This is a genomic window from Xanthobacter autotrophicus ATCC 700552 (genome assembly GCF_043194565.1).
GTDB classification, from domain to species: Bacteria; Pseudomonadota; Alphaproteobacteria; order Rhizobiales; family Xanthobacteraceae; genus Xanthobacter; species Xanthobacter autotrophicus_F.
Genome location: NZ_JBAFVS010000006.1, coordinates 187,843 through 210,162 on the forward strand (window position 1 = coordinate 187,843; position 22,320 = coordinate 210,162).

Annotated in this window: 17 protein-coding genes; 9 read left to right on the plus strand and 8 right to left on the minus strand. The window is 68.3% G+C overall.

Annotated elements, in window-relative coordinates; genetic code table 11:
* Positions 1-41: 41 nt before the first annotated feature.
* The 4 genes from V5F48_RS08990 to V5F48_RS09005 all read right to left on the minus strand — a co-directional run bounded on the left by V5F48_RS08990 (position 42) and on the right by V5F48_RS09005 (position 4,997).
* On the minus strand, positions 42-812 hold the full coding sequence (locus V5F48_RS08990) for an ABC transporter ATP-binding protein (RefSeq protein ID WP_394258415.1): 771 nt from the start codon (positions 810-812) through the stop codon (positions 42-44).
* Positions 809-2,617 carry a branched-chain amino acid ABC transporter ATP-binding protein/permease gene (locus V5F48_RS08995; RefSeq protein WP_394258416.1) on the minus strand — a complete coding sequence of 603 codons (1,809 nt, stop codon included), beginning with the start codon at positions 2,615-2,617 and terminating at the stop codon, positions 809-811. Before V5F48_RS08995 ends, V5F48_RS08990 begins: the two co-directional genes overlap by 4 nt.
* On the minus strand, positions 2,614-3,489 hold the full coding sequence (locus V5F48_RS09000) for a branched-chain amino acid ABC transporter permease (RefSeq protein WP_394258417.1): 876 nt from the start codon (positions 3,487-3,489) through the stop codon (positions 2,614-2,616). Before V5F48_RS09000 ends, V5F48_RS08995 begins: the two co-directional genes overlap by 4 nt.
* Positions 3,490-3,794: 305 nt before the next feature.
* A complete protein-coding gene (locus V5F48_RS09005) occupies positions 3,795-4,997 on the minus strand; it encodes an ABC transporter substrate-binding protein (RefSeq protein ID WP_394258418.1) in 1,203 nt (400 codons plus the stop codon).
* 297 nt (positions 4,998-5,294) lie between these two features.
* Here V5F48_RS09005 and V5F48_RS09010 point away from each other — a divergent pair, with 297 nt between their 5' ends.
* The 4 genes from V5F48_RS09010 (at position 5,295) to V5F48_RS09025 (ending at position 10,474) form a co-directional block, all read left to right on the plus strand.
* Positions 5,295-6,242: a LysR family transcriptional regulator gene (locus tag V5F48_RS09010; protein WP_394258419.1), complete on the plus strand. Its 948-nt coding sequence runs from the start codon at positions 5,295-5,297 to the stop codon at positions 6,240-6,242.
* 79 nt (positions 6,243-6,321) lie between these two features.
* A complete protein-coding gene (locus tag V5F48_RS09015) occupies positions 6,322-7,563 on the plus strand; it encodes an amidohydrolase family protein (RefSeq protein WP_394258420.1) in 1,242 nt (413 codons plus the stop codon).
* Positions 7,560-8,741 carry an amidase gene (locus V5F48_RS09020; RefSeq protein WP_394258421.1) on the plus strand — a complete coding sequence of 394 codons (1,182 nt, stop codon included), beginning with the start codon at positions 7,560-7,562 and terminating at the stop codon, positions 8,739-8,741. The genes V5F48_RS09015 and V5F48_RS09020 overlap by 4 nt, the downstream gene beginning before the upstream one ends.
* A gap of 257 nt (positions 8,742-8,998) precedes the next feature.
* On the plus strand, positions 8,999-10,474 hold the full coding sequence (locus V5F48_RS09025) for a porin (RefSeq protein WP_394258422.1): 1,476 nt from the start codon (positions 8,999-9,001) through the stop codon (positions 10,472-10,474).
* A gap of 87 nt (positions 10,475-10,561) precedes the next feature.
* Here the strand turns inward: V5F48_RS09025 and V5F48_RS09030 are convergent, their stop codons facing one another.
* From V5F48_RS09030 to V5F48_RS09045, 4 genes are all read right to left on the minus strand, one after another.
* The gene (locus tag V5F48_RS09030) at positions 10,562-11,284 is read right to left on the minus strand and encodes an ABC transporter ATP-binding protein (RefSeq protein ID WP_394111041.1); all 723 of its coding nucleotides are present in this window, start codon (positions 11,282-11,284) and stop codon (positions 10,562-10,564) included.
* 9 nt (positions 11,285-11,293) lie between these two features.
* Positions 11,294-13,285, minus strand: coding sequence for a branched-chain amino acid ABC transporter ATP-binding protein/permease (locus V5F48_RS09035; RefSeq protein WP_394258423.1), 1,992 nt, complete (start codon positions 13,283-13,285; stop codon positions 11,294-11,296).
* A 4-nt stretch (positions 13,286-13,289) separates the two neighbouring features.
* The gene (locus V5F48_RS09040; protein ID WP_394111043.1) at positions 13,290-14,189 is read right to left on the minus strand and encodes a branched-chain amino acid ABC transporter permease; all 900 of its coding nucleotides are present in this window, start codon (positions 14,187-14,189) and stop codon (positions 13,290-13,292) included.
* A 197-nt stretch (positions 14,190-14,386) separates the two neighbouring features.
* Positions 14,387-15,592 (minus strand): ABC transporter substrate-binding protein, encoded by a 1,206-nt coding sequence (locus tag V5F48_RS09045; protein WP_394258491.1) that lies wholly within the window; start codon positions 15,590-15,592, stop codon positions 14,387-14,389.
* 437 nt (positions 15,593-16,029) lie between these two features.
* Between V5F48_RS09045 and V5F48_RS09050 the strand changes: the two genes are divergently transcribed.
* The 5 genes from V5F48_RS09050 to V5F48_RS09070 all read left to right on the plus strand — a co-directional run bounded on the left by V5F48_RS09050 (position 16,030) and on the right by V5F48_RS09070 (position 22,088).
* Positions 16,030-17,022, plus strand: coding sequence for an ABC transporter substrate-binding protein (locus V5F48_RS09050; RefSeq protein WP_394258424.1), 993 nt, complete (start codon positions 16,030-16,032; stop codon positions 17,020-17,022).
* Positions 17,023-17,032: 10 nt separating this feature from the next.
* Positions 17,033-17,854 carry an ABC transporter permease gene (locus V5F48_RS09055; protein ID WP_394258425.1) on the plus strand — a complete coding sequence of 274 codons (822 nt, stop codon included), beginning with the start codon at positions 17,033-17,035 and terminating at the stop codon, positions 17,852-17,854.
* Positions 17,855-17,907: 53 nt separating this feature from the next.
* The gene (locus tag V5F48_RS09060) at positions 17,908-18,741 is read left to right on the plus strand and encodes an ABC transporter ATP-binding protein (RefSeq protein WP_394258492.1); all 834 of its coding nucleotides are present in this window, start codon (positions 17,908-17,910) and stop codon (positions 18,739-18,741) included.
* Positions 18,742-18,838: 97 nt separating this feature from the next.
* On the plus strand, positions 18,839-20,716 hold the full coding sequence (locus V5F48_RS09065) for a sensor histidine kinase (RefSeq protein WP_394258426.1): 1,878 nt from the start codon (positions 18,839-18,841) through the stop codon (positions 20,714-20,716).
* Positions 20,706-22,088, plus strand: coding sequence for a sigma-54-dependent transcriptional regulator (locus V5F48_RS09070; protein ID WP_394258427.1), 1,383 nt, complete (start codon positions 20,706-20,708; stop codon positions 22,086-22,088). Before V5F48_RS09065 ends, V5F48_RS09070 begins: the two co-directional genes overlap by 11 nt.
* Positions 22,089-22,320: the final 232 nt, after the last annotated feature.

Genomic DNA, 22,320 nt, shown 5'->3' on the forward strand with positions numbered 1-22,320 from the left:
GGGGGCTCCTTGGACTGGATGGACTTGCAAAAAGAAGAGGCTCAGGCCGCCGGTTTCTTGCGGCCGAGAAAGGCTTCCATCACCTCGGGATCGCGGGCGAGCACCTGGCTCGGACCCTCCCGCGCGACGCGGCCGTTGGCGATGACATAGGCGTGGTCGGCGATGGCCAGCGCGTAGGAGGCGAGCTGCTCCACCAGCAGGATGGCGAGGCCGGCCCGGTTGAGGTCCACCAGCACACCCATGAGCTGGTCGACGATCTTGGGCGCCAGGCCCAGCGACAGCTCGTCGATGATGAGCAGTTCCGGCTCGGCCATCAGCCCGCGGGCGATGGCCAGCATCTGCTGCTCGCCGCCGGACATGGAGCCGGCCTGCTGCGACAGGCGCTCCTTCAGGCGCGGGAACAGCTCCAGCACCTTATCGCGGGTCTGCTTCGCCCGCGCGCCCTTCAGGCCGCCATGGACATAGGCGCCGAGGATCAGATTGTCCTCCACGCTCTGGTCGGGGAAGATCAGGCGGCCTTCGGGCACCATCACGAGGCCCTGCCCCACCTTGGCGTGGGCACTCATGCGGGTGGTGTCGGCGCCGCGGAACAGCACCTTGCCGCCGGAGGGGGAGACGAGGCCGGTGGCGCCCTTCACCATGGAGGACTTTCCGGCGCCGTTGTTGCCGATGACCGCCACCAGCTGGCCGCGCTTCACCTGAAGGGAAATGTCGCGCACCGCCACCGCCGCGCCGTAGCGCAGCTCCATGGACTGGATGTCGAGCAGCACGCCGGCGGGGCTGGTCCCGTGGGAGGTCTCTTGCGTGGTCATGCGGTCACCTCCGCGGGCGTGGCGTGGTCGAGGGAGGTGCCGAAATAGGCCTCGATGACGCGCGGGTTCTCCTGCACCACGGCGGGGGTGTCGCTGGCGATCACCTGGCCGTAGTCCAGCACGGTCACCGTGTCGGCCACCGCCATGATGAGTTCCACATGGTGCTCGATGAGCAGCACCGAGACCCCCAGCGCCGCGATGCGCCGGATCATGGCCTCCAGCGCGTCGATCTCCTGGGTGGTGAGGCCGGCGGCGGGCTCGTCCAGCAGCAGCAGGCGCGGCCGGGCGGCCAGCGCCCGGGCGATCTCCAGCCGCCGCTGGAGGCCGAAGGGGAGGAAGCGGGCTTCCTCGTTGGCATAGTCCTGAAGCCCCACGAACACCAGCAGGCCGATGGCGGCGCGCCGGCAGTCCTCCTCCTGCCGCCGCATGGCGCCGGTGCGCAGGACCGCGGCGAGCAGCCCGTAGGCGAGGCGCTGCTGGTAGCCCACCATCACGTTCTCCAGCACGGTCATCTCGCCGAACAATTCGGTGTTCTGGAAGGTGCGGGAGAGGCCGGCGCGGGCGATCTCGTGGGAGGCCTTGCCGGCCAGCTGGATGCCGTCCAGCTCGAAGGCGCCCTCGCTCGGCCGATAGAAGCCGGAGATGGTGTTGACGAAGGTGGACTTGCCGGCGCCGTTCGGCCCGATCAGGGCATGCACCTCGCCGGGCTTCACCCGCAGCGAGGCCTTGGCGAGCGCCGTGAGCCCGCCGAACCGCACCGTCAGGTCGCGCGCCACCAGCTCGGACTTTTGCGCCTTGGGATCGAGCCGCAGGGTATCCTCGGCGGGCAGGCCTTCGGATGCGGGCACGGCGCGCGGCACCGGCACCAGCCGCTTCAGGCCGGCGGCCAGCGAGCCCATGATGCCGCGCGGCATCACGAACATGACCATGAGCAGCAGCGCGCCATAGGCGAACTTCTGCCACACCGCGAAGTCCTGCAGGTATTCCGGCAGATAGGTGAGGATATAGGCGCCCAGCACCGGCCCGAAGGTGGAGGCCGCCCCGCCCAGGATCACCATCAAAAGGAAGCGCACGCTGTCCGAGAAGGTGAAGATGTCGGGGGAGATGTAGGAATTGAGGAAGGCGTAGAAGGTGCCGGCCAGGCCCGCCGTCACCGCCGCCGCCACGAAGGCCAGCGTGCGCATGGCGGTGGCGTCCACGCCGAGCGCCCGCGCCGCGATCTCGCTCTGGGACACCGCCAGCATGGCGCGGCCGTAGCGCGAGACCTTGAGGTTGTGCGCGGCGGCGGTGGCGAGGAACAGCGCCACCGCCAGCACCCCGTAGAAGGCATAGCCGGACAGTCGCACCCCGAACGCATTGGGCGGCGGGATGGAGGTGAGGCCCGTGGTGCCCCCCGTGAGCGACTGCCACTCGATGGCGACATTCTCCACGATGAGGCCGAAGGCGATGGTGACCACGGCGAGATAGACGCCGCGCACCCGCACCGTGGGATAGGCGAGGAGCACGCCGAAGCCGGCCGCCACCAGGGCGGCGATGAGGCTCGACGAGATCATGTCGAAGCCGAGCCGCGTCGCCACGATGGCGCCGGTGTAGGAGCCCAGCGCGAACAGGCCCGCCTGTCCGAGGGAGACGAGGCCGGTGAGCCCCACCAGCACGTTCAGGCCCACGGCGATGATGCCGTAGATCAGGAACAGCATGAACAGGCGCAGCTCATACTCGTTGCCGGAGGTGAGGGGCACGATCACCAGGAGGGCGGCGAGCGCCGCGAAGCCCAGGAGCGTGAGATGACGGGTCAGGTGTCTCATACCTTCATCACCTCGCGCTTGCCGAACAGGCCCTGGGGAAAGACCAGCAGGGTGAGGATCATGAGGGAGAAGCCGATGATCTCGCGCGCGGCGGTGGAGATGTAGCCCTCGACGAACTTCTCCATCACCCCGTAGACGAGGCCGGTGATGACCACGCCCGGCGCCGAGGTGATGCCGCCGATGATGGCCACGGCGAAGCCCTTCAGCCCCGGCAGCACGCCCATGGCGGCGGAAGCCTGCACCACCGGCGCCACCAGCACGCCGGCCGCCGCGCCCAAAAGCCCGGCGAGGGCGAAGGAGAAGGCCACCACCGCATTCACGTTGATGCCCATGAGGGCGGCGGCATTCTTGTTGTGCGCCACCGCGCGCATGGCGCGGCCGACCAGTGTGTGACGCTGGAGCGCCCGCAGGCCCAGCATGGCCACCACCGCCACCAGCGGGATCACCAGCTCCTGCGGATAGATGCCGGCGCCGAAGATGTGCACCGAGGAGGCCACGCCCGGCGAGGGCAGCGGCCGGGCATAGCCCTGGGTCTGGATGGTGGCAAAGCTCTCCACCATGATGCCCACGGCGATGGTGGTGAGCATCCAGCCCACCGAGCCCTGCTGGGACAGGAAGGGGCGCACCGCGATGCGCTCCAGCACCAGCCCGAACAGGCCGCCGGCCACCACCGCCACGAGGCAGGCCAGGCCCAGCGGCAGGCCCGCGGCCAGAAGGTAGACCGCCAGGAGGCCGCCGATCATCAGCGTGTCGCCATGGGCGAAGTTCACGGCCTTGGCCGACGACCACATGATGTGGAAGCCGAGGGCCACCAGGGCGTAGATGCCGCCGATGGCAAGGCCGGACAGGATGTACTGCACCACTGTGGTCATTGCGGGCGACCTGTCGGAGGGAGGGGCGTGTCTCAGTTTGAAAAGGGGCGCCGTCGCCCCCCTCTCCCGCTTGCGGGGGAGGGGGTGGGGGTGAGGGGGCGGTGGTGCCGGCAAACGCCTGTCTGTGCAGGATCGCAGCACACCCCTCACCCCGGCCCTCTCCCGCAAGGGGAGAGGGAGAACGACTTTTTTGAACCGAACGTTTGAACCCAACGAAGGGGACTTTCGCAGAGGTCTCGCTTGCGGGAGAGGGTTCGCACCGTGCCCGGTCAAGGGCGGCGAGGGAAACCGCCTCCCGCGCGGGCTCACTTGTCGTACGGCGAGCCCTTGAGGGGGATCAGCTTGCCGTCGTGCCAGACGGTCAAGAGGTAGTATTGCGGCAGGATGGCGTCCTGCCGCTCGGGATCGGCCTTGTCGAAGGCCGGCTTGTAGGGGGCGACGAGGCCCTCGCGGCTCACCTGGTAGAGGGCCTGCTGCACCTTCTTCCAGTCATAGGAGCCGGCGATCTTGATGGCGTCGGCCAGCACGTAGACCGCGTCATAGGCATTGGCGATGCCGGAGGGCGCCTTGATGTCCTTCGGGTCCTTGATGCCGGTCCGCGCCTCGACGGCGGCCAGCAGCTTCTTACCGGCGTCGCTCTGGGGGGTGAGGAAGGAATAGGTCTGCATCACCCGCACCCCGTTGGCGAGGGGGCCGGCCAGCTCGCCGAGATTGCCGGAGATGCCCCAGGCGCCGACGATGGCCGGCTTCCAGCTCGCCTTGTCCATGGACCGCAGGATCTGGTTGGCCTCGCGGTCAAGGGACCACACGATGGCCACGTCCGCCCCGGCGTCGCGGGCGCGGATCACCTGGGGCGACATGTCCTGGTCGTTCCAGTTGAAGGTCTCGGCGGCCACCAGTTCCTTGCCCTTGGCGGCGAGCGCGGCCTTCACGTCCGGCAATGCGCCGTTGCCCCAGCCGGTGTTCTCGTAGAAGAACGCCACCTTGCCGGTCTTGGACACCTTCAGCGCCTCGTCCACCAGGAAGCGGGCCACCCACTTGTCCTTGGCGGAAACGCGGAACATGAAGTTGGGATCGCGCCCGTTCTCGATGGCCTTGGTGTTGGCCGCCCACACGCCCATGTAGGGAATGCCGATCTCGTGCACCGGGTCCACCTGCGCCAAGGCGACGGTGGAATGGAAGCCGCCGAGCACGGCGATGCACTTGTCCGCCAGCGCGATGCGGCGGGTGTTGTCGACGCCGCGCGGCGGGGCGCCGGCATCGTCATACTGGATCAGCCGCAGCTTCTTGCCGAGCACCCCGCCCGCCGTGTTGATCTCCTCGATGGCGATCTCCGCGCCCATCTTGATGGCCTGGCCGGAAAAGGCGGCCGGGCCGGTGACGGCGGCGGAATTGCCGATGCATGGCTCCTGCTGGGCCAGCGCCCCGGTCGCCGAAAGGCTGGTCGAAAGGCCGAACGCCACCGCCGCGGCCAGAAGCTGGCTGCGCAAAACGCTCCGTGGAGGCATGTCTTTTTCTCCTGCCGTGTACAGGACCTGCCGGGCATGTCCGCCCGAAAATCATCTGCGAGATAAGGCTGATGGAGGCGCAGCCTCAAGACAAAGATTATTTTCCGATCGTAGGCATAGGCTAAGGCTATAGGTTTATATAATAGGCTGACTTGTACCCCGAATTGCCTACATAACCCATTGATTATGATCGATATATATGGATATATAGCCTATAGTTTAGGCATATGATCATATATCATGCAATTTGACAATCGCTTTTGAGCAATGCCATTTCAGGTGGTGCAAAGGTGAGCCATGGATCTTCGACAGCTCAAATACTTCGTCCAGATTGCGGAAAGCGGGAACTTTTCTCGCGCGGCAGAGGTATTGCGTATTGCTCAGCCCTCGCTCAGCCAACAGATGAAGAATCTGGAGGAGGAGCTGGGCGTCGAACTGCTCCTGCGCCATGCCCGCGGCGTCACCCTGTCCGAGCTGGGCCAGCAATTCTACGACCATGCCCGGCGCATCCTGGAGGAGGTGGACCGGGTGAAGGACCAGGTCCGCTCCAAGTCGCTCAATCCCTCGGGGCGGGTGGCGGTGGGGCTGCCCACCTCCGCCTGCCGGGGCCTCGGCCTGCCGCTGATTTCGGCGATGGCCGAGCACCAGCCCAACATCTCCCTCCACGTGGTGGAGGCCATGACCGGCTATCTCGACGATTTCCTCCAGGCCGGCCGGCTGGACGTGGCCCTGCTCTACGACCACAAGGCGTTCGAGCACGTGGCCTGGACCGAAATGATGGCCGAGGACCTCATGCTGTTCGTGGCGCCGGACCACCCGCTGGCGGCGAAGGGCAGCGTCCCGTTCCGCGACATGTTCGAGTGGCCCATCGTGCTGCCCGGCGCGCCCAACGTGATGCGCACGGTGATCGAGCAATTCGCCGCCCGCAACGACGTGGAACCCGTCGCCATGGCGTGCGACAGCCTGCCCACCATTGCCCGGCTGGTGCGCTCCGGCCGGGCGCTGGGGGTGATGCCCCACTTCGCCTTCATGGACGAGATGGCGCGCGGCGAGATGGTGGCCGTGTCCATCCTCGACCCGACGCCCTCCTGGCGGCTGTCCGTCGTCGTCTCCCAGCGCAGCATGAACCCGCGCGGCTCCGAGGCGGTGGCCAAGGTGATGGCCAACGTCATCGCCGAAATGGTCGAGACCGGAACCTGGCGCGCCAAGCTCAAGGGCGAGAAGGCCCGCCCCGCCGTGAAATGAACCCGAGAAGTGATCCCAGGGCCGGCGCGCTTCACGCCCGGCCCCTGGTCCAATCCCTGACAGCCCGTCGAGACGCCCCATGGACCTGATCGTCAAGAACGCCCGCCTGCCGGATGCGCCGGATGCCTCCGTCGATATCGCCGTCGCCGCCGGCCGCATCGTCGCCATCGCGCCCGACATCGTCGCGGAGGGCGAGGTGGTGGATGCCGGCGGCTGCCTCGTCGCCCCCGGCTTCGTGGAGACCCATATCCACCTCGACAAGTCCTGCATCCTCGATCGCTGCGCTTCCAGCCGGGGGGACCTGGAGGAGGCCATCGCCGAGGTGGCCCGCGCCAAAAAGGATTTCACCCCGCAGGACGTCTACGCCCGTGGCCGGCGCACCATCGAGAAGGCCATCGCCCAGGGCACCACCCACATGCGCACCCATCTGGAGGTGGACCCCGGCATCGGCCTGCGCGGGTTCGAAGGGGTGATGCAGCTGGTGGACGATTATCGCTGGGCCATCGACATCGAGGTCTGCGTGTTCCCGCAGGAAGGCCTCACCAACAATCCCGGCACCGACGAGCTGATGGTGGAGGCGCTGCGGCGCGGGGCGAAGGCGGTGGGCGCGGCGCCCTACACCGACACCAACCCCCACGGCCAGATCGACCGGGTGTTCGAGATGGCCCGGGATTTCGACGTGGACATCGACATGCATCTGGATTTCGGCGCCGATCCCACGGCCCTCGATCTCGACCATGTCTGCGCGCTCACCGCGCGTTTCGGCTGGGGCGGGCGGGTGGCCATCGGCCATGTCACCAAGCTTGCCTATGTGGCGCCGGAGCGGTTGGTCGAGATCGCGGCGCGCATGCGCGATGCCGGCGTCGCGCTCACGGTGCTGCCCTCCACCGACCTGTTCCTCATGGGGCGCGACCGCACCTTCGCGAAGACGCGGGGGGTCACCCCGGCACACGTCCTGCTGCAGCACGGGGTGAACTGCTCGCTCTCCACCAACAATGTGCTCAACCCCTTCACCCCGTTCGGCGACTGCTCGCAATTGCGGATGGCAAACCTCAACGCCAACATCTGCCATGTGGGCTCGGCCCACGACATGACCGAGTGCTTCCACATGGTGACGAGCCGCCCCGCCCGCCTCATGAACCTGCCCGACTACGGGCTGGAAGCGGGCAAGGCGGCGGACTTCGTGATCATCGACAGCCCCTCCCCGCGCGATGCGGTGGCCGAATTGTCCCCCGTTCTCGCCGCCTTCAAGGGCGGCCGGCGCACCCTGACGCGGGAGCGGGCGACGCTGCACTTTCCCGGCTGCGGGTGTGCACGATGAGCGCCGCCGATGCGCTGGGCGCCTTCATCCCCGGCCCGCGCCTCGCCCGGCCCGGCGCGCCTGCCGGAGTGCTCGCCGGCCTCGCCTTCGCCGTGAAGGACGTGATGGACGTGGCCGGCACCTCCACCGGCAACGGCCATCCCGATTGGCTTGCCACCCACCCGCCGGCCGCGCGCTCCGCCGAGGCGGTGCAGCGCCTGCTGGATGCGGGCGCCAGCCTTGCCGGCAAGACCATCGCCGACGAGCTGTGCTACTCGCTCACCGGCGAGAACGTGCATTACGGTACGCCGCTCAACCCGTCGGCGCCGGATCGGGTGCCGGGCGGCTCCTCCAGCGGCTCCGCCTCGGCCACGGCGGCCGGCGTGGTGGATTTCGCCCTCGGCACCGATTGCGGCGGCTCCGTGCGGGTGCCGTCGAGCTATTGCGGCCTGTTCGGCATGCGGCCCACCCATGGGCGGATCCCGCTTACCGGCGTGGCGCCGTTCGCGCCCAGCTTCGATTGCGTGGGCTGGTTTGCCCGCGACGCCGGCCTGCTGGAGCGCGTGGGCCGCGTGCTTTTGGCCGATGCTTCACCCGCGGCCCCGGTCACCCGGCTGCTCGTCCCGCGCGAGGCCTTCGCCCTTCTGTCCGTCGAGGCGACGGCGGCCCTCGCACCCGCGCTCAGGCTTGCGCAAGAGACGGTCGCGCCCTGTGAGGAGATCGCCCTGGCGCCGGACGGGCTCGATGCCTGGTCCGCCACCTTCCGCACGCTGCAGGCCGCCGAAATCTGGGCCTCGGTGGGTCCATGGATCGATGCGGTGCGCCCCGCCTTCGGCCCGGGGGTGAAGGAGCGGTTCGACGCTGCCCGTGCCGTCGCCCCCTCGGCGATCGAGGCCGCCGCCGCCCACCGGGCCGCCATCCGCGCCCGGCTCCGCGACCTGCTGCAGCCCGGCACCGCCCTTGTGATGCCCACCGTGCCGCGCGCCGCCCCGCTGCGCGGCATGGCGACGGCCGAGGTGGAGGTGGTCACCCGGCATCTGGCCATGAACCTGTTGTGCATCGCCGGCCTCGGTGGCCTGCCCCAGGTCTCGCTCCCGCTGGCCCGGCTGGACGGGGTGCCGTTCGGCATCTCGCTGGTGGGGGCGGCCGGCAGCGACATTGCCCTGCTGGGCGCGGCGATGGCGATGGCCGAGCGCTGACCATCGCGCAACCCCCTGTTCCGCAGCCCGTTCCGGCCCTCCCTCCCCTGCGGCGGACTCCCGCCTCAGCGGCCTTGTCCGAGACCGGTCACGTGCACCACCGGTTCGTGCTTCAGCATGGCGCCGACGCGGCGTGGCCCATGCGTCAATTAATAACTCGGAATGAATTATCTATTGACCGACCGCAACCCGACCCCCATTGTGGCGTCAAGAAGGCGCGCTCAAGACGCCGATAACGACACAATTGGGAGGGAAACATGCTGAAAACACGCACGAAATGGATTCTGGCTGCCGGCGCGGCGAGCTTGGCCGTGAGCCCGGCGACAGGCACAGGCCGCGCCGCAGACCTGCCCGCGAAGGCCAAGTCCGTGGAGTATGTGAAGGTCTGCGCCGCCTACGGACCCGGCTTCTATTACATCCCCGGCACGGACACCTGCCTGAAGGTCGGCGGCTATGCCCGCATGGACACCTACCTCAACGTCACGGGGGTGTTCCTGCCCGGCGCCGGCTTCGACGGGCCGGGGGCATCCGCCTATGGCTTCCCGTTCCGGGACCAGGACGACGCCGACTATTTCACCCTCTCGCGCGCAGCGCTGGAACTCGACGCCCGCACCCAGACCGACTACGGCACGTTGCGCTCGTATTTCCTCGGCGGCGTCGAGTGGAACTCCCAGCGCGGTGCCGGCGTCGGCCCCGGCACTGCCATCGATTTCGAGCGCGCCTTCATTCAGTTCGGCGGCTTCACCTTCGGCTATACCCAGTCTTTCTTTGACACCGGCATTGCCTATTCCTACGCGGTCCTGTTCGAGGGATCGAACACCTGGAACACGGTCGCGGCCTACACCGCTGAGTTCGGCAATGGCTTCTCCGCGTCCCTCGCGCTGGAGGATGCCGCCAACCGGACCACGGGCGTCCAGGCGACGGGGGTGAGCATCAGCTCGGTCACCACGCCTGAAGCCTTTCCCTTCGTGACAGGGTCGACCGGGGCCGGCCTGTCCTATGCCAACTACCAGGGCGGGCAACAGGCGCCGGATTTCGTCGCCAACCTGCGCCTGGACCAGGTCTGGGGCTCACTCCAGGTCGCCGGCGCCCTGCACCAGGTGGAAGCCCTGATGCCCGTCTATCTCGGCGCGGCCGCCGTCGGCACCGGCAGTTCCGCCACATGGGGCTATGCCCTCGGCGCCTATGCCGAATTCAAGCTGCCCATGCTCGCGGCAGGCGACAGCCTCTACCTTCAGGCGAACTATGCGGACGGCGCTCTCAATTATGTCGGCCTGGCCGGGACCCAGCAGGGGCGCGCCACGGGCATCGGCGCCATCCAGCTGTCGGGCAGCGGGGCCATGAGCGGCGCCTACTATCCCCTTGCCGATGCGGTGATGGGTCCGCTCGGCGCCTACGAGACCGTTGCGGCCTGGGCTCTGCAGGCCCAGTTCCGGCACTTCTGGACACCGACCGTGCGCAGCGCGGCGTTCGGTGGCTATGTGGATGTGGACGTTCCGGCCAACGTCGTCGGCGCGGCCCCGCTCCATACGTGGCAGCTGGGCTGCAACACCATCTGGTCGCCCGCCCGCAACCTCGATATCGGTGCCGAGCTGGTCTACACCAAGGTCGGCGGCGACCAGCCCCTCGGCATCGTCAATGCGGTCTCCCCGACCGGTGGCACCATTCCCACCCTGGTCGGCGGGTCGGCGGATGCGCTTGCCGGCGCCGTCCGCATCCAGCGCACCTTCTGATCGCAGCAACGGGACCCCGCGCATCCCGCGCGGGGTCCCGTCTGGCACTCTCAATGCGAAGCGGTATCCCCTTCGCTTGAAAAGGCGCTAGTGGGCGTGGCCGAGATAGGCGGCGCGCACCGCCGGGTCGTTCTTCAGCATGGCGGCGGGGCCGTGGGCGGCGAGGCGGCCGTTCTCCATCACATAGCCGAAGTCGGCCACCTCCAGCGCGGCGGCGGCGAACTGCTCCACCAGCAGCATGGTGGTCTTCTGCTCCTTCAGCCGGGCGATGGTTGAAAACACCTCCGCCACCAGCCGCGGGGCCAGGCCCATGGAGGGCTCGTCCAAGAGCAGCACGCGCGGGTTCAGCATCAGCGCGCGGGCCATGGCCAGCATCTGCTGCTCGCCGCCGGAGAGGGTGCCGGCGAGCTGCGTGCGCCGCTCGGCAAGGCGCGGGAACAGGGCGAACATGCGGTCGAGGTCGGCTTCCACGTCGCCGCGCGGCCGCGCCCCGGTGAGGCGCGGGAAGGCGCCCAGCAGCAGATTGTCGAGCACGCTCTGGGTGGGAAACACCCGCCGGCCCTCGGGCGAGTGGGCGAGGCCCTTCTTGGTGATCTTGAACGCCGGCAGGCCGGTGAGATCCTCCCCATCCAGGCGCACCGAGCCGGATTCCGGCACGATCATGCCGGAGACGGCGCGCAGGGTCGTGGTCTTGCCGGCGCCGTTGGAGCCGATGAGGGTGACGAGCTGGCCTTCCTGAACCGTGAGGCTGAGGCCGTGCAGCACCTTCACCTTGCCATAGCCGGCGACGAGATCGGTAACTTCCAGCATGGCGCCCTCCTATTCGGCCGCGACGGCGGCGCCGCCGAGATAGGCCTCGATCACCCGCGGATCGGCCTGCACCATGGCCGGCCGCCCTTCCGCGATCTTCTGGCCGAAATCCAGCACGGTGACCGTGTCGCACAGGCCCATGACCACATCCATGTGATGCTCGATGAGCACCAGCGTGACGCCCGCGTGCCGCACCTTGCGGATGATCTCCACCAGATGCTTGATGTCCGGCGCGGTGAGGCCTGCCGCCGGCTCGTCGAGCAGCAAGAGGTCCGGGTCCAGCGCCAGCGCGCGGGCGATCTCCAGCAGGCGCTGCTTGCCGTAGGGCAGGTTGCGCGCCTCCTCGTTGGCAAGGTCGGCAAGGCCCACGAAGGCCAGCAGGCTCATGGCCCGCTCCCGCGCCGCCGTCTCCTCCCGCCGGATGCGCGGCAGGCCCAGCGCCACCTCGGCGAAGGTGGCGCGATAGGTGTGGTGGAGGCCCACCAGCACATTCTCGATCAGCGTCAGCTCGGCGAAGAGCTGCACGTTCTGGAAGGTGCGCGCGATGCCCTGCGCCGCGATGTCGGAGGAGGTGCGCCCGGCGATGTCCTGGCCCTTGAAGCGGATGGACCCCGCGGTGGGCACATAGATGCCGGTGAGCACGTTCATCATGGTGCTCTTGCCGGACCCGTTGGGGCCGATGAGGCCGTGGATGGTGCCCGGCTTCACCGCGATGCTCACGGTGTCGAGGGCTTTGAGGCCGCCGAACTGCATCACCACCCCGTCCACGTGCAGCAGGACGCCGTCATAGCCGGAGGCGGTGGCGGTGACCGGCTTGGCTGTGGCCTCCGCGGTGATGACCGCATGGGTCTTCACCAGGCTGGGCCAGAGCTGGGCGACGGCCTTCTTCAGGAAGCCGACGATGCCGTCCGGCAGGTAATAGACCACGAACAGGATCATCACGCCGAAGATGGCGAGCTTGTAGTCGGTGATCTTCTCCAGCAGCAGCGAGAACACGAAGAAGGCGATGCACAAAACCACCGGGATGGCGGTCTGCACCCGGTGCTCCGGAGTGCGGATGAAGCTGCGCACCCCAGCCACCACCGCGATGGCGGCGATGGTGCCGGCGATGTAGCGGAACAGCACGATGTCGGAGAGCAGGTTCGGCAAAAAGACGATGATCACCGCCCCGAGGATCGGCCCCAGCCGCGACTTGCGCCCGCCCACGGTGACCGCCAGCAGGAACTGCACGGAGAGTTCGAAGCCGAAATTGTTCGGCGCGATATATTGCTCCGAATAGGCAAACAATGCGCCCGCGAGCCCGGCAAATCCGGCCGAGACCACGAAGGCGATCACCTTGTGCTTGTAGACGCTCACCCCCATGCAGTCGGAGGCGATGGGGCTGTCGCGCAGCGCCTCGAAGGCCCGGCCCAGATGGGAGGCGAGGATGCGGTTGATCACCAGCAGGGTCAGCACCAGCGCGACCGCGGCGATGTAGAAATACTCCACCTCCTTCATGCGCTTCAGCGACATGTCGAACAGCGGGATGGTATCGCCGAGCCACCTGAGGTCGAGAAACAGGGGCGTGGTCAGCTTGATGCCGAGGGGGCCGTTGGTGAGGTCCGTCATCTCGTTGATGAGGATCTGCACGATGGTGCCGAAGGCCAATGTCACCATGGCCAGATACGGCCCGGTCACCCGCAGCGCCGGCAGTGCCAGAACGATGCCGAACAGGGCCGTGACGATGATGGCCAGCGGTAGCGCCGGCCAGAAGCCGATGCCGAAATGCATGGCCAGGCAGCCGGCCGTGTAGGCGCCGATGCCGAACAGCGCGGCATGGCCGATGGAGACCTCACCCGTATAGCCGAACACCACGTCCAGCCCCAGAAGCAGGATGGCGTAGATGGCGATGGTGATGGTGAGATGCAGGTAATAGGGGCTCGTCACCACGAACGGCAGCACCGCCAGCGCGGCGAGGCCGAGGATCGGGAAGCCGGTAGAGAGGATGCGTCGCGCCAGCATGGCCTCACACCTTCTTGATGGTGGCGCGGCCGAACAGGCCCGAGGGTTTCAGCGACAGCACGAGCAGCAGGAGCACGAGGCCCGGCACGTCCTTGTAGCCGGTGGAGATGTAATAGCCGGTGAGGGTCTCGGTGATGCCGAGGATGAGCCCGCCCACGATCACGCCCATGCCGCTCGACAGGCCGCCGATGATGGCCACCGCGAACGCCTTCAGCCCCAGCACCGCGCCCATGGTGGCGCCGGTGAGGGTGACCGGGGCGATGAGCACGCCGGCAAACGCCGCCGTCATGGAGGAGAGGGCATAGGAAAAGGTGATGACCCGCCTTGTGTCGATGCCCATCAGGCCGGCGGCGTCGCGATCATTGGCGGTGGCCACCACCGCCTTGCCGAAGATGGAGCGGCGGTTGAACACTTCCACCGCCAGCATGATCACCAGCGCGCCCACGACGATGGCGATTTCCATGGGCTGGATGCGCACCCCGAAGATGTTGAGGGAGGCTTCCGGCAAAGGCGAGGGAAAGCGCAGCGCGTCGCGGCCCCAGATGTTCTCCGCCAGATTGCGGAAGATGATGCCGAGGGCGATGGTGGCCATGATCCAGCCGGCCTCGGAATTGGCCTTCACCGCCGGACGCACGCCGAGCCATTCCACCACCGCCCCCTGGGCGAGGCCGAAGGCGAAGACGATGGGCAGCATCAAGAGATAGGCGAGCGGGGTGCCCAGCGCCTGGCCGATGAGGAAGTTCACCGTGGTGAGCCCCACCAGCGCGCCCAGCATCAGGGCCTCGCCCTGGCCGAAGTTCAGCGTCTTGGAGGTGGCGAAGGTGAGCTGGTAGCTGAAGGCGATGACGCCGTAGATCATGCCCACGGCGATGCCGCTGACGATGAGCTGCGAGAGGATGTTCATCAAGGGTCTCCGAAGCGCAAATCCCAGAGCGCAAATCCCAGAGCGAAAGTCTCGAGCGCGAGTCCCCCGCGCCCCGCGCGGGAGGGCCCCTTCGGGGCGGGAAGGGCCGCCGCCCGGCACGCGGGAGCGCACCGGGCAGCCTTCTCGTCGCCGGCCGGCGAAACGGGCGCCGGCCGTTCAGTCGCGACCGGTTCCGCTCAGCTCTTGGGCTTCACCCGCACCGCCTTCTCGCCGGCGATATCTTCCGGATGGGCGATGACGACGCGGCCGCCCTTCACCTGGCCGAACACCGGAATGTTGGCGGTGATGGCCTCGTGGTCGGCGGCGCTGAACGGGCGGTCGTAGACGGTGACCACGCCTTCCACCTTGGTGCTCAGGTTTTCCAGCGCTTCGCGGATCTTGCGGCCGTCGGTGGAGCCGGCCTGGGTGATGGCGGCGGCGAGCAGGAGCACGGAATCATAGCCCTGCGCGGCCGACACCGGGGACGGCATGCGGTCGATCTTGTAGGCCGCCTGATAGGCCTCGATGAAGGCCTTGCGCTTGGGGGTGTTCGGCAGCTGGATGAAGGTCTGAGGCATCATCGCGCCGTCGCCGTTGGCACCCGCGGTGTCGATGAAGCTGGCCATGGACAGGGTCCAGGAGCCGATCATGGGCACCTTCCAGCCGAGCTTCGCCATGCCGTTGGCGATCTGCGCCAGCTCGGGGCCGATGGCGTAGGTGAGGACCACGTCGGCGCCGGCCTCCTTGGCGCGCAGCAGCTGCGCGGTCATGTCGGTGTCGCCGATGTTGAACTTCTCGGTGGCCACCGGCTTCACGCCCATGGCGGCCAGCGCCTTTTCAAGGTCGGAGCGGCCGAGCTGGCCGTAATTGGTCGAGTCCGCGAGGATGGCCGGCTTCTTGAAGCCCTGCCGCTTGATCGCCTCGTCGGCGATCATGCCGCTCTGGATGGCGTCATTGGCCGAGGTGCGGAAGATGTAGTTGGTCTTGTTGTCCGGCGGCAGGAACTGCTTGGCGATGACCGTGCCGGTGGCCACGTTGTTGAGCACCGGGATTTCCGCTTCCTGGTAGAAGCGCTGCGAGGCCAGGGCCACGCCGGTATTGATATAGCCGAGGGTGGCGACCACCCCCTCCTTGTTGACGAGCTCCTGGGCGATCTGCACGCCCACCTCGTTCTTGGCCTCGTCGTCGCGCTCCACCAGCACCAGCTGGCGGCCGAGCACGCCACCGGACTTGTTGATCTCCGTGACCGCGAGCTTCACGCCGTCGCGCATGCTCACGCCCATGGAGGACGAACCGCCGGTGAAGGGCCCGCTCAGGCCGATCTTGATGGGTTCCGCTGCCACGGCGACGCCTGCGATGGAGACACCGGCCATGGCGATGCTTGCGGCAACAGCCGCAATCATTCCGCTCATTCGCATGTTTCACTCCCTGATTGCCTGATTTTAAGGCTTTATTGGTTCGATCCGGCTTTTCGCCGGTTAGGCCTGAATCGTTTAAGCCAATTGACGCCGATGCACCAGTGCAACCTAAGGCGATTTCCGCAGCGGCGCGGCCGGTATCTTCGTCCGGCGCGCCGGCGCCTCCAGAAAAGCGCATCCGCCGCCCCTGCCGGCCGGCGGTTCTTCGCCGGGCGGGACCCGTCCAGCGGCGGATTTCCGCCGCCCCCGCCCGCCGGGACCGCCTGATCTGCATCAGAACTATATTATATAACAACAGCTTGTGAGAAGGCCTACCGACCGCGCATGGCTGGCATGCGCGCTGCAAAGGGAAGGACGTCATCCACCCAGCCGGCCGCAAGAGCCGGCTTCCCGGGAGAAGCGCCTTGCCGACATCTCTTCGCTTGACCTCGCGTGTTCGCCTGACCGGCCATCGGGCCGCCCGCCTGGCCGCGCTTCTCGCCACCTCGGCGGTGCTGGCGTTCGGCGCCCTGCCCGCCTCGGCGCAGGAGGTGATCCGCGTCGGCAACCTCAAGCTCGCCCATTTCGCCGGCGTCTCCTACATCAAGGAGATCGCCTCCACCTGCGGCATCACGGTGGACCTGAAGATCTTCGCCAAGGGTCCGGACGTGTTGCAGGCCATCCTGGCCGGCGAGCTGGACGTGGGCGCCACCGCCTCCGAGGCCGCCATTTCCGGCCGGGGCAACGGCGCGCAGATCTATATCGTGGGCGGGTTTGCCAAGGGCGGCGCGCGCCTGCTGGCGGTGCCCGACAGCGGCATCAAGACGGTGGCGGACCTCAAGGGCAAGAAGGTGGGCGTCACCCGCGGCTCCATCCAGGAAGTGCTGCTCGCCGCCGAGATGGGCAAGGTCGGCCTCACGCCGAAGGACCTGACCCTCATCTATCTGGGCTATCCCGACCTCAACCAGGCGCTGCTGCAGAAGCAGGTGGACGCCATCATGCAGACCGAGCCGCAATCGGCGCAGGCCATCTCCCGTGGCTTCGGCGCCGAGATGCTGAAGCCCTACGACACCCCGGTGGGCTCGCCGGTGCGCACGCTGGTGATGAGCGAGAAGTTCTACAAGGGCAGCCCGGAAGCGGCAAAGAAGTTCATGGCCTGCTTCGTGAAGGCGCAGAAGACCTTCATGGACGATCCCAAGGCGGCCGAGAAGTTCGTGACCCAGGACGTGTTCAAGGGCCAGCTGACGGCCGAGGAATTCCAGGACGCCCTCGCCAATTCGCCCTACACGCTGGAGATCACCGCCGACCACATCCAGAACACCACGGACGTGATGGCCAAGTACGGCATCGGCAAGATGTCGTCCCCCGCCAAGGCCGAGGACTGGGTGAAGCTCGACCTGCTCGACGCCGCCAAATCGTCCGCCGGCATCAAGTGAGGGCATCGCCATGCAAACGTCCCGCCTGAGATCCGTGGCGGAGGGCCTCGCCGTGCCCGTCGCCGCCATCATCCTGTGGCAGCTCGCCTGCTCGCTGGGGCTGGTGAACCCCATGGTCCTGCCCTCCCCGGCCGCGGTGGCCGTGCGCTGGTGGGCCTATCTGGCCCCCATGGAACCCTTCGACCCGGCCGCCGGCTCCTATCTCGCCTGGCTGGTCTCCGGCGAGATGATCCAGGATTCCATCGGCTCCCTCACCCGTGTCGCCCTCGGCTTCTTCGTGGGGGCGGGGCTGGCCCTGCCGCTCGGCCTGTTCATGGGATCGAGCGATGCCATCTACCGCCACATCAACCCCCTGATGCAGGTGCTGCGGCCCATCCCGCCCATCGCCTACATTCCCTTGTCGATCCTGTGGTTCGGCCTCGGCAATGCGCCGGCGGTGTTCCTCATCGCCATCGGCGCCTTCTTCCCGGTGCTCATGAACACCATCGCCGGCGTGCGGCATGTGGACGGCATCTATATCCGCGCCGCCCGCAGCCTCGGGGCGAGCCGCCTCACCATCTTCCGGCGGGTGATCCTGCCGGCGGCGACGCCCTACATCCTGTCGGGCGCGCGCATCGGCATCGGCACCGCCTTCATCGTGGTGATCGTGGCGGAGATGATCGCGGTCAACAACGGCCTCGGCTTCCGCATCCTGGAGGCGCGCGAATACTTCTGGTCCGACAAGATCATCGCCGGAATGTTCACCATCGGCATCCTCGGCCTTGGCATCGACATGGCGGTGAGCCGCCTCAACTCCCACCTGCTCCGCTGGCACCGCGGCCTGGAATCGTGAGGAACGCCATGTCCCTGCAGCCTGCTTCCGTCGAAGCCCTCGCCGAGCGCGCCATGCTCATCGAGCCCATTCTCGCACCCCAGGCGGGCAATGCCTCGCCCCACATCGTCGTCGAAGGCGTGGACAAGCGCTTCGTCGTCCCCGGCGGCGAGATCGTGGCCCTGAAGGGCATCGACCTCACCATCAACCGCGGCGAATTCGTGTGCCTGCTCGGTCCCTCGGGCTGCGGCAAGTCCACTTTGCTCAACGCCATCGCCGGCTTCTCCGCCCCCACCAAGGGCACCATCGAGGTGGAGAAGCGCAAGGTGACCGCGCCCGGTCCCGACCGGGGCATGGTGTTCCAGGAATACGCGCTGTTCCCGTGGATGAGCGTGGCCGCGAACATCGCCTTCGGCCTTGAGATCAAGGGCATGAAGCGCGCCGAGATCGACGCGCGCGTGGCGGAACTGCTCGCCATGCTGAAGCTCACCGAGTTCCGCGACCGCTTCCCCAAGGACCTGTCCGGCGGCATGCGCCAGCGCGTGGCCATCGCCCGCGTGCTGGCGCTGGACAGCCCGGTGATGCTGATGGACGAGCCCTTCGGCGCGCTGGACGCCCTCACCCGCCGCTCGCTGCAGGACGAGCTGATCCGCATCTGGGCGGCGACGGGCAAGACCATCGTGTTCGTCACCCATTCCATCGAGGAATCCATTTATCTGGCGGACCGCATCGTCGTGCTCACCTACCGGCCGGGCACCATCAAGCAGGACATCAGGGTTCAGCTGCCGCGCCCACGCGACAGCGCGTCGGCCGCCTTCAACGAGCTGAAGCGGGAGCTCTCCGCCCTCGTCACCGCCGAGCAGCACCGGTTCGAGGAGGTGGAACTCAAAGGCTTGACCACCGACTGAGGCGGGACCAGCATCCGCCGGCGCCCGGACCCCACCGGGCGTCGGCCAGCCACAAGGCCCACGCCACGGGGGACCAGGGAGCCGACGGACAAGGATCATGCGCCCCCACCTCGCAACGGCCGCGCGCGCCGTGCTCATCGCCCTTCTCGCCGCGGCGGCGGTTTTCGCCGTAGTGACGACGGGGGAGATGGCGGAGGCCCGCCTCGGCGAACGCCTCGCCAGCGAGGCCCGCCATCGCGGCGAGATCTATGCCCAGAGCCTGGAAGGCGCCATCGAACGGTTCGGCTATTTGCCCGCCGCCGCCGCCCTCGACCTGAACGTGCGGCGCGCCCTGGTCCAGCCCGACGACCCGAAGCTGGTCGCCACCGTCAACGCCTATCTGGAAACCCTGAACCGCGCCGCCGGCGCCACCGTGCTCTATCTCATCGACCCCTCGGGCATGACCATCGCCTCCTCCAACTGGAACACGCGGGAGACCTATGTGGGGGTGGATTTCAGCTATCGCCCCTATTTCACCGAGGCCATGGCCGGCCACACCGGCCGCTTCTACGCCATCGGCACCCTGACCGGCGTGCCCGGCTATTTCATCACCGCGCCGGTGACCATCGACGGCATGGTGCGCGGGGTGGTGGCCACCAAGGTCAATCTCGATCCCCTGGAGGCGGTCTGGCAGGAGGCGGCGGACCGGGTGCTGGTGACCGACGACCACGGCATCGTCTTCCTCGCCTCCGATCCCCGGTTCAAGTTCCACGCCACCCGCCCCATCGACGCCGCCACCGCGCGGGAGATGGAGAAGACCCGCCAATATGGCCGCCCGTCTTATCCGCTGCTCAATCTCGGCACGGTCGAGACGGTGGGCGGCGTACCGCTGATCGCGGCCTCGGACGTGGCTCCCCACGGCCGCGTCATCGCCGACGACAAGGCGCTCGTGCCCTACGGCTGGCACCTGCTGCTGTTCGCCGACGCCGCCCCGCTGGAGCTGGCCGGGCGCACCGCCCGCGTGGGCATGACGCTGGGCTTCGGCGTGCTCGGCCTCATCGGCCTCTACGGGTGGCAGCATCTCAGGCGGGTCCGCGAAAGCCTTGCCGCCCGCACCGCGCTGGAGGCCGCCCAGCGCGAGCTGGAGGCCAAGGTGGCGGCGCGCACCGCCGACCTCACCGCCGCCAACGGCCAGCTCGCCGGCGAGATCGAGGAGCGTCGCCGCGCCGAGGCGGATCTTCGCGCCGCGCAGGACGAGCTGGTTCAGGCCGCCAAGATGGCCACCCTCGGCCAGATGGCCGCCGGCATCACCCACGAGCTGAACCAGCCCCTCACCGCCCTGCGCGGCCTCGCCGACAATGCGGGCAAGCTCTTGGAGCAGGGCCGCGAGGAGGAAGCGCAGGCCAACCTCGGCCGCATCACCGCCATGGTGGACCGGCTCGGCAAGATCACCGGCCAGCTGCGCGCCTTCGCCCGCAAGAGCAGCAGCCAGACGGTGCCGGTGGACGTGGCGGCGGCGGTGGCCGAGAGCCTCGCCATCCTCGCCCCGCGCATCCGCGTGGCCGGCATCGGCGTCGCAACCGATCTCGACGCCATGGCCACCACCGTGCGCTTCGAGCCCATCCGCCTCAGCCAGGTGGTGGTGAACCTGGTGGGCAATGCGCTGGACGCGGTGAAGGGCCACCCTCGCGCATGGGTGGGCCTGTCCACCCGGTGCGAGGGCGGCCGCATCGTGCTGAGCGTGGAGGACAACGGCCCCGGCCTGCCGGAGGCCACCCTCCCGCGCATCTTCGATCCCTTCTTCACCACCAAGCCGGCGGGCGAGGGGCTGGGCCTGGGCCTGCCCATCTCCCTCGCCATCGCCCGCGAGTTCGGCGCCACCCTCACCGCCCGCGCGCGGGCCGGCGGCGGCCTCGGCTTCGATCTCGTCATGGAGGCGGTGGAGAGCGCGGACGCCGCCCCGCCCCAGCCGGAAAGGATGCGCCATGTGTCCTGAGCGCACAGCCCTCAAGTCCGTCCCCGTCCCGCACCCGACCGCCCGGCCGCGCGTGGTGCTGGTGGACGACGAGGAGGTCATCCGCATCACCATCGAGCAGACGCTGGAGCTGGCCGGCATCGCGGTTCAGACCTTCGACAGCGTGGACGCGGCCCTGCCCGCCATCGGCCGCGACTTTCCCGGCGTGGTGGTGAGCGACGTGCGCATGCCGGTGCGCGACGGGCTGGAGTTGCTGGCGGACGTGCGCCGGCGCGACCCCGAATTGCCGGTGGTGCTCATCACCGGCCATGGCGACGTGGCCATGGCGGTGGCGGCCATGCGCGAGGGCGCCTACGACTTCATCGAGAAGCCGTTCGTCTCCGACGCCTTCGTGGAGGTGGTGCGCCGCGCCCTCGACAAGCGCACCCTCGTGATGGAGAACCGCCGCCTGCGCATGGCGCTGGACCGGGGCGAGGCGGGCGACGCCATCGAGCGCTGCCTCATGGGCCAGTCCCCGGCCATCCGCCGGCTGCGGGACGACGTGGCTCAGCTCGCCTCCACCACCGCCGACGTGCTGGTGCTGGGGGAGACCGGCGCCGGCAAGGAGCAGGTGGCCCGCGCCCTGCACGAGGGCGGCAGCCGCCGCGACAGGCCGTTCGTGGCGGTCAATTGCGGCGCCATCCCCGACAGCATGTTCGAGAGCGAGATGTTCGGCCACGAGGCCGGCGCCTTCACCGGCGCGGGCAAGAAGCGCATCGGCAAGATCGAGCACGCCTCGGGGGGCACCCTCTTCCTCGACGAGGTGGAGAGCATGCCGCTGGCCATGCAGGTGAAGCTGTTGCGCGTGCTGCAGGATCGCAGGATCGAGCGGCTCGGCTCCAACACCGCCGTGCCCGTGGACCTCAGGGTGATCGCCGCCACCAAGGAGGACCTTGCCGCCCTCGCCGATGCCGGCCGCTTCCGCAAGGACCTGTGCTTCCGCCTCGATGTGGTGAAGCTGGTGCTGCCGCCGCTGCGCGAGCGGCGCGAGGACATTCCCCTGCTGTTCGAGCTGTTCCTGGTACAGGCGGCGGTGAAGTACCAGCGGCCGGTGACGGAGGTGCCGCCATCCCTGCGCCGCGCGCTCATGCTGGCCGACTGGCCGGGCAACGTGCGCGAATTGAAGAACGCCGCCGAGCGCCACATGCTGGGCTTCCTCGCCCCCGATTTCGCCGCCGGCGGGGCCGCGCCGCCGGGTCTCGACGCGCTTCTGGACCGGGTGGAACGCCTCGTCATCGAGGATGCGCTCAAAGCCTCCGGCCAGCGCATCTCGGCGGCGGCGCAGGCGCTCGCCATCCCCCGCAAGACCCTCTCCGACCGCATGAAGCGGCTGGGGCTTTCCGCCGCGGAGTAAGAACGTGCGACCGGGCGCGGTGGGAACCCTCCCCGGCTTGTGGGACCTCTGCGAAAGGTCCTTGAGCGGCCGTCCTCCCCTCTCCCCTTGCGGGAGAGGGGTTGGGGTTGAGGGGTCGACGCCACGAGAAACACCGGTCCGCTCGGGAGGTCGCACCACACCCCTCACCCCAGCCCTCTCCCGCAAGGGGAGAGGGGGGGGACGGCACTCCCCTTCCAGCTGCCCTAACCCC

Bases quoted from the DNA above. Each gene is read 5' to 3' on its own strand.
- V5F48_RS09010 (WP_394258419.1), top strand. From the start codon at position 5,295: ATGGATCTTCGACAGCTCAAATACTTCGTCCAGATTGCGGAAAGCGGG.
- V5F48_RS09020 (WP_394258421.1), top strand. From the start codon at position 7,560: ATGAGCGCCGCCGATGCGCTGGGCGCCTTCATCCCCGGCCCGCGCCTC.
- V5F48_RS09045 (WP_394258491.1), bottom strand. From the start codon at position 15,592: ATGATTGCGGCTGTTGCCGCAAGCATCGCCATGGCCGGTGTCTCCATC.
- V5F48_RS09055 (WP_394258425.1), top strand. From the start codon at position 17,033: ATGCAAACGTCCCGCCTGAGATCCGTGGCGGAGGGCCTCGCCGTGCCC.
- V5F48_RS09065 (WP_394258426.1), top strand. From the start codon at position 18,839: ATGCGCCCCCACCTCGCAACGGCCGCGCGCGCCGTGCTCATCGCCCTT.
- V5F48_RS09070 (WP_394258427.1), top strand. From the start codon at position 20,706: ATGTGTCCTGAGCGCACAGCCCTCAAGTCCGTCCCCGTCCCGCACCCG.
- V5F48_RS09060 (WP_394258492.1), top strand. From the start codon at position 17,908: ATGCTCATCGAGCCCATTCTCGCACCCCAGGCGGGCAATGCCTCGCCC.
- V5F48_RS09015 (WP_394258420.1), top strand. From the start codon at position 6,322: ATGGACCTGATCGTCAAGAACGCCCGCCTGCCGGATGCGCCGGATGCC.
- V5F48_RS08990 (WP_394258415.1), bottom strand. From the start codon at position 812: ATGACCACGCAAGAGACCTCCCACGGGACCAGCCCCGCCGGCGTGCTG.
- V5F48_RS09030 (WP_394111041.1), bottom strand. From the start codon at position 11,284: ATGCTGGAAGTTACCGATCTCGTCGCCGGCTATGGCAAGGTGAAGGTG.
- V5F48_RS09040 (WP_394111043.1), bottom strand. From the start codon at position 14,189: ATGAACATCCTCTCGCAGCTCATCGTCAGCGGCATCGCCGTGGGCATG.
- V5F48_RS09005 (WP_394258418.1), bottom strand. From the start codon at position 4,997: ATGCCTCCACGGAGCGTTTTGCGCAGCCAGCTTCTGGCCGCGGCGGTG.
- V5F48_RS09035 (WP_394258423.1), bottom strand. From the start codon at position 13,285: ATGCTGGCGCGACGCATCCTCTCTACCGGCTTCCCGATCCTCGGCCTC.
- V5F48_RS08995 (WP_394258416.1), bottom strand. From the start codon at position 2,617: ATGAGACACCTGACCCGTCATCTCACGCTCCTGGGCTTCGCGGCGCTC.
- V5F48_RS09000 (WP_394258417.1), bottom strand. From the start codon at position 3,489: ATGACCACAGTGGTGCAGTACATCCTGTCCGGCCTTGCCATCGGCGGC.
- V5F48_RS09025 (WP_394258422.1), top strand. From the start codon at position 8,999: ATGCTGAAAACACGCACGAAATGGATTCTGGCTGCCGGCGCGGCGAGC.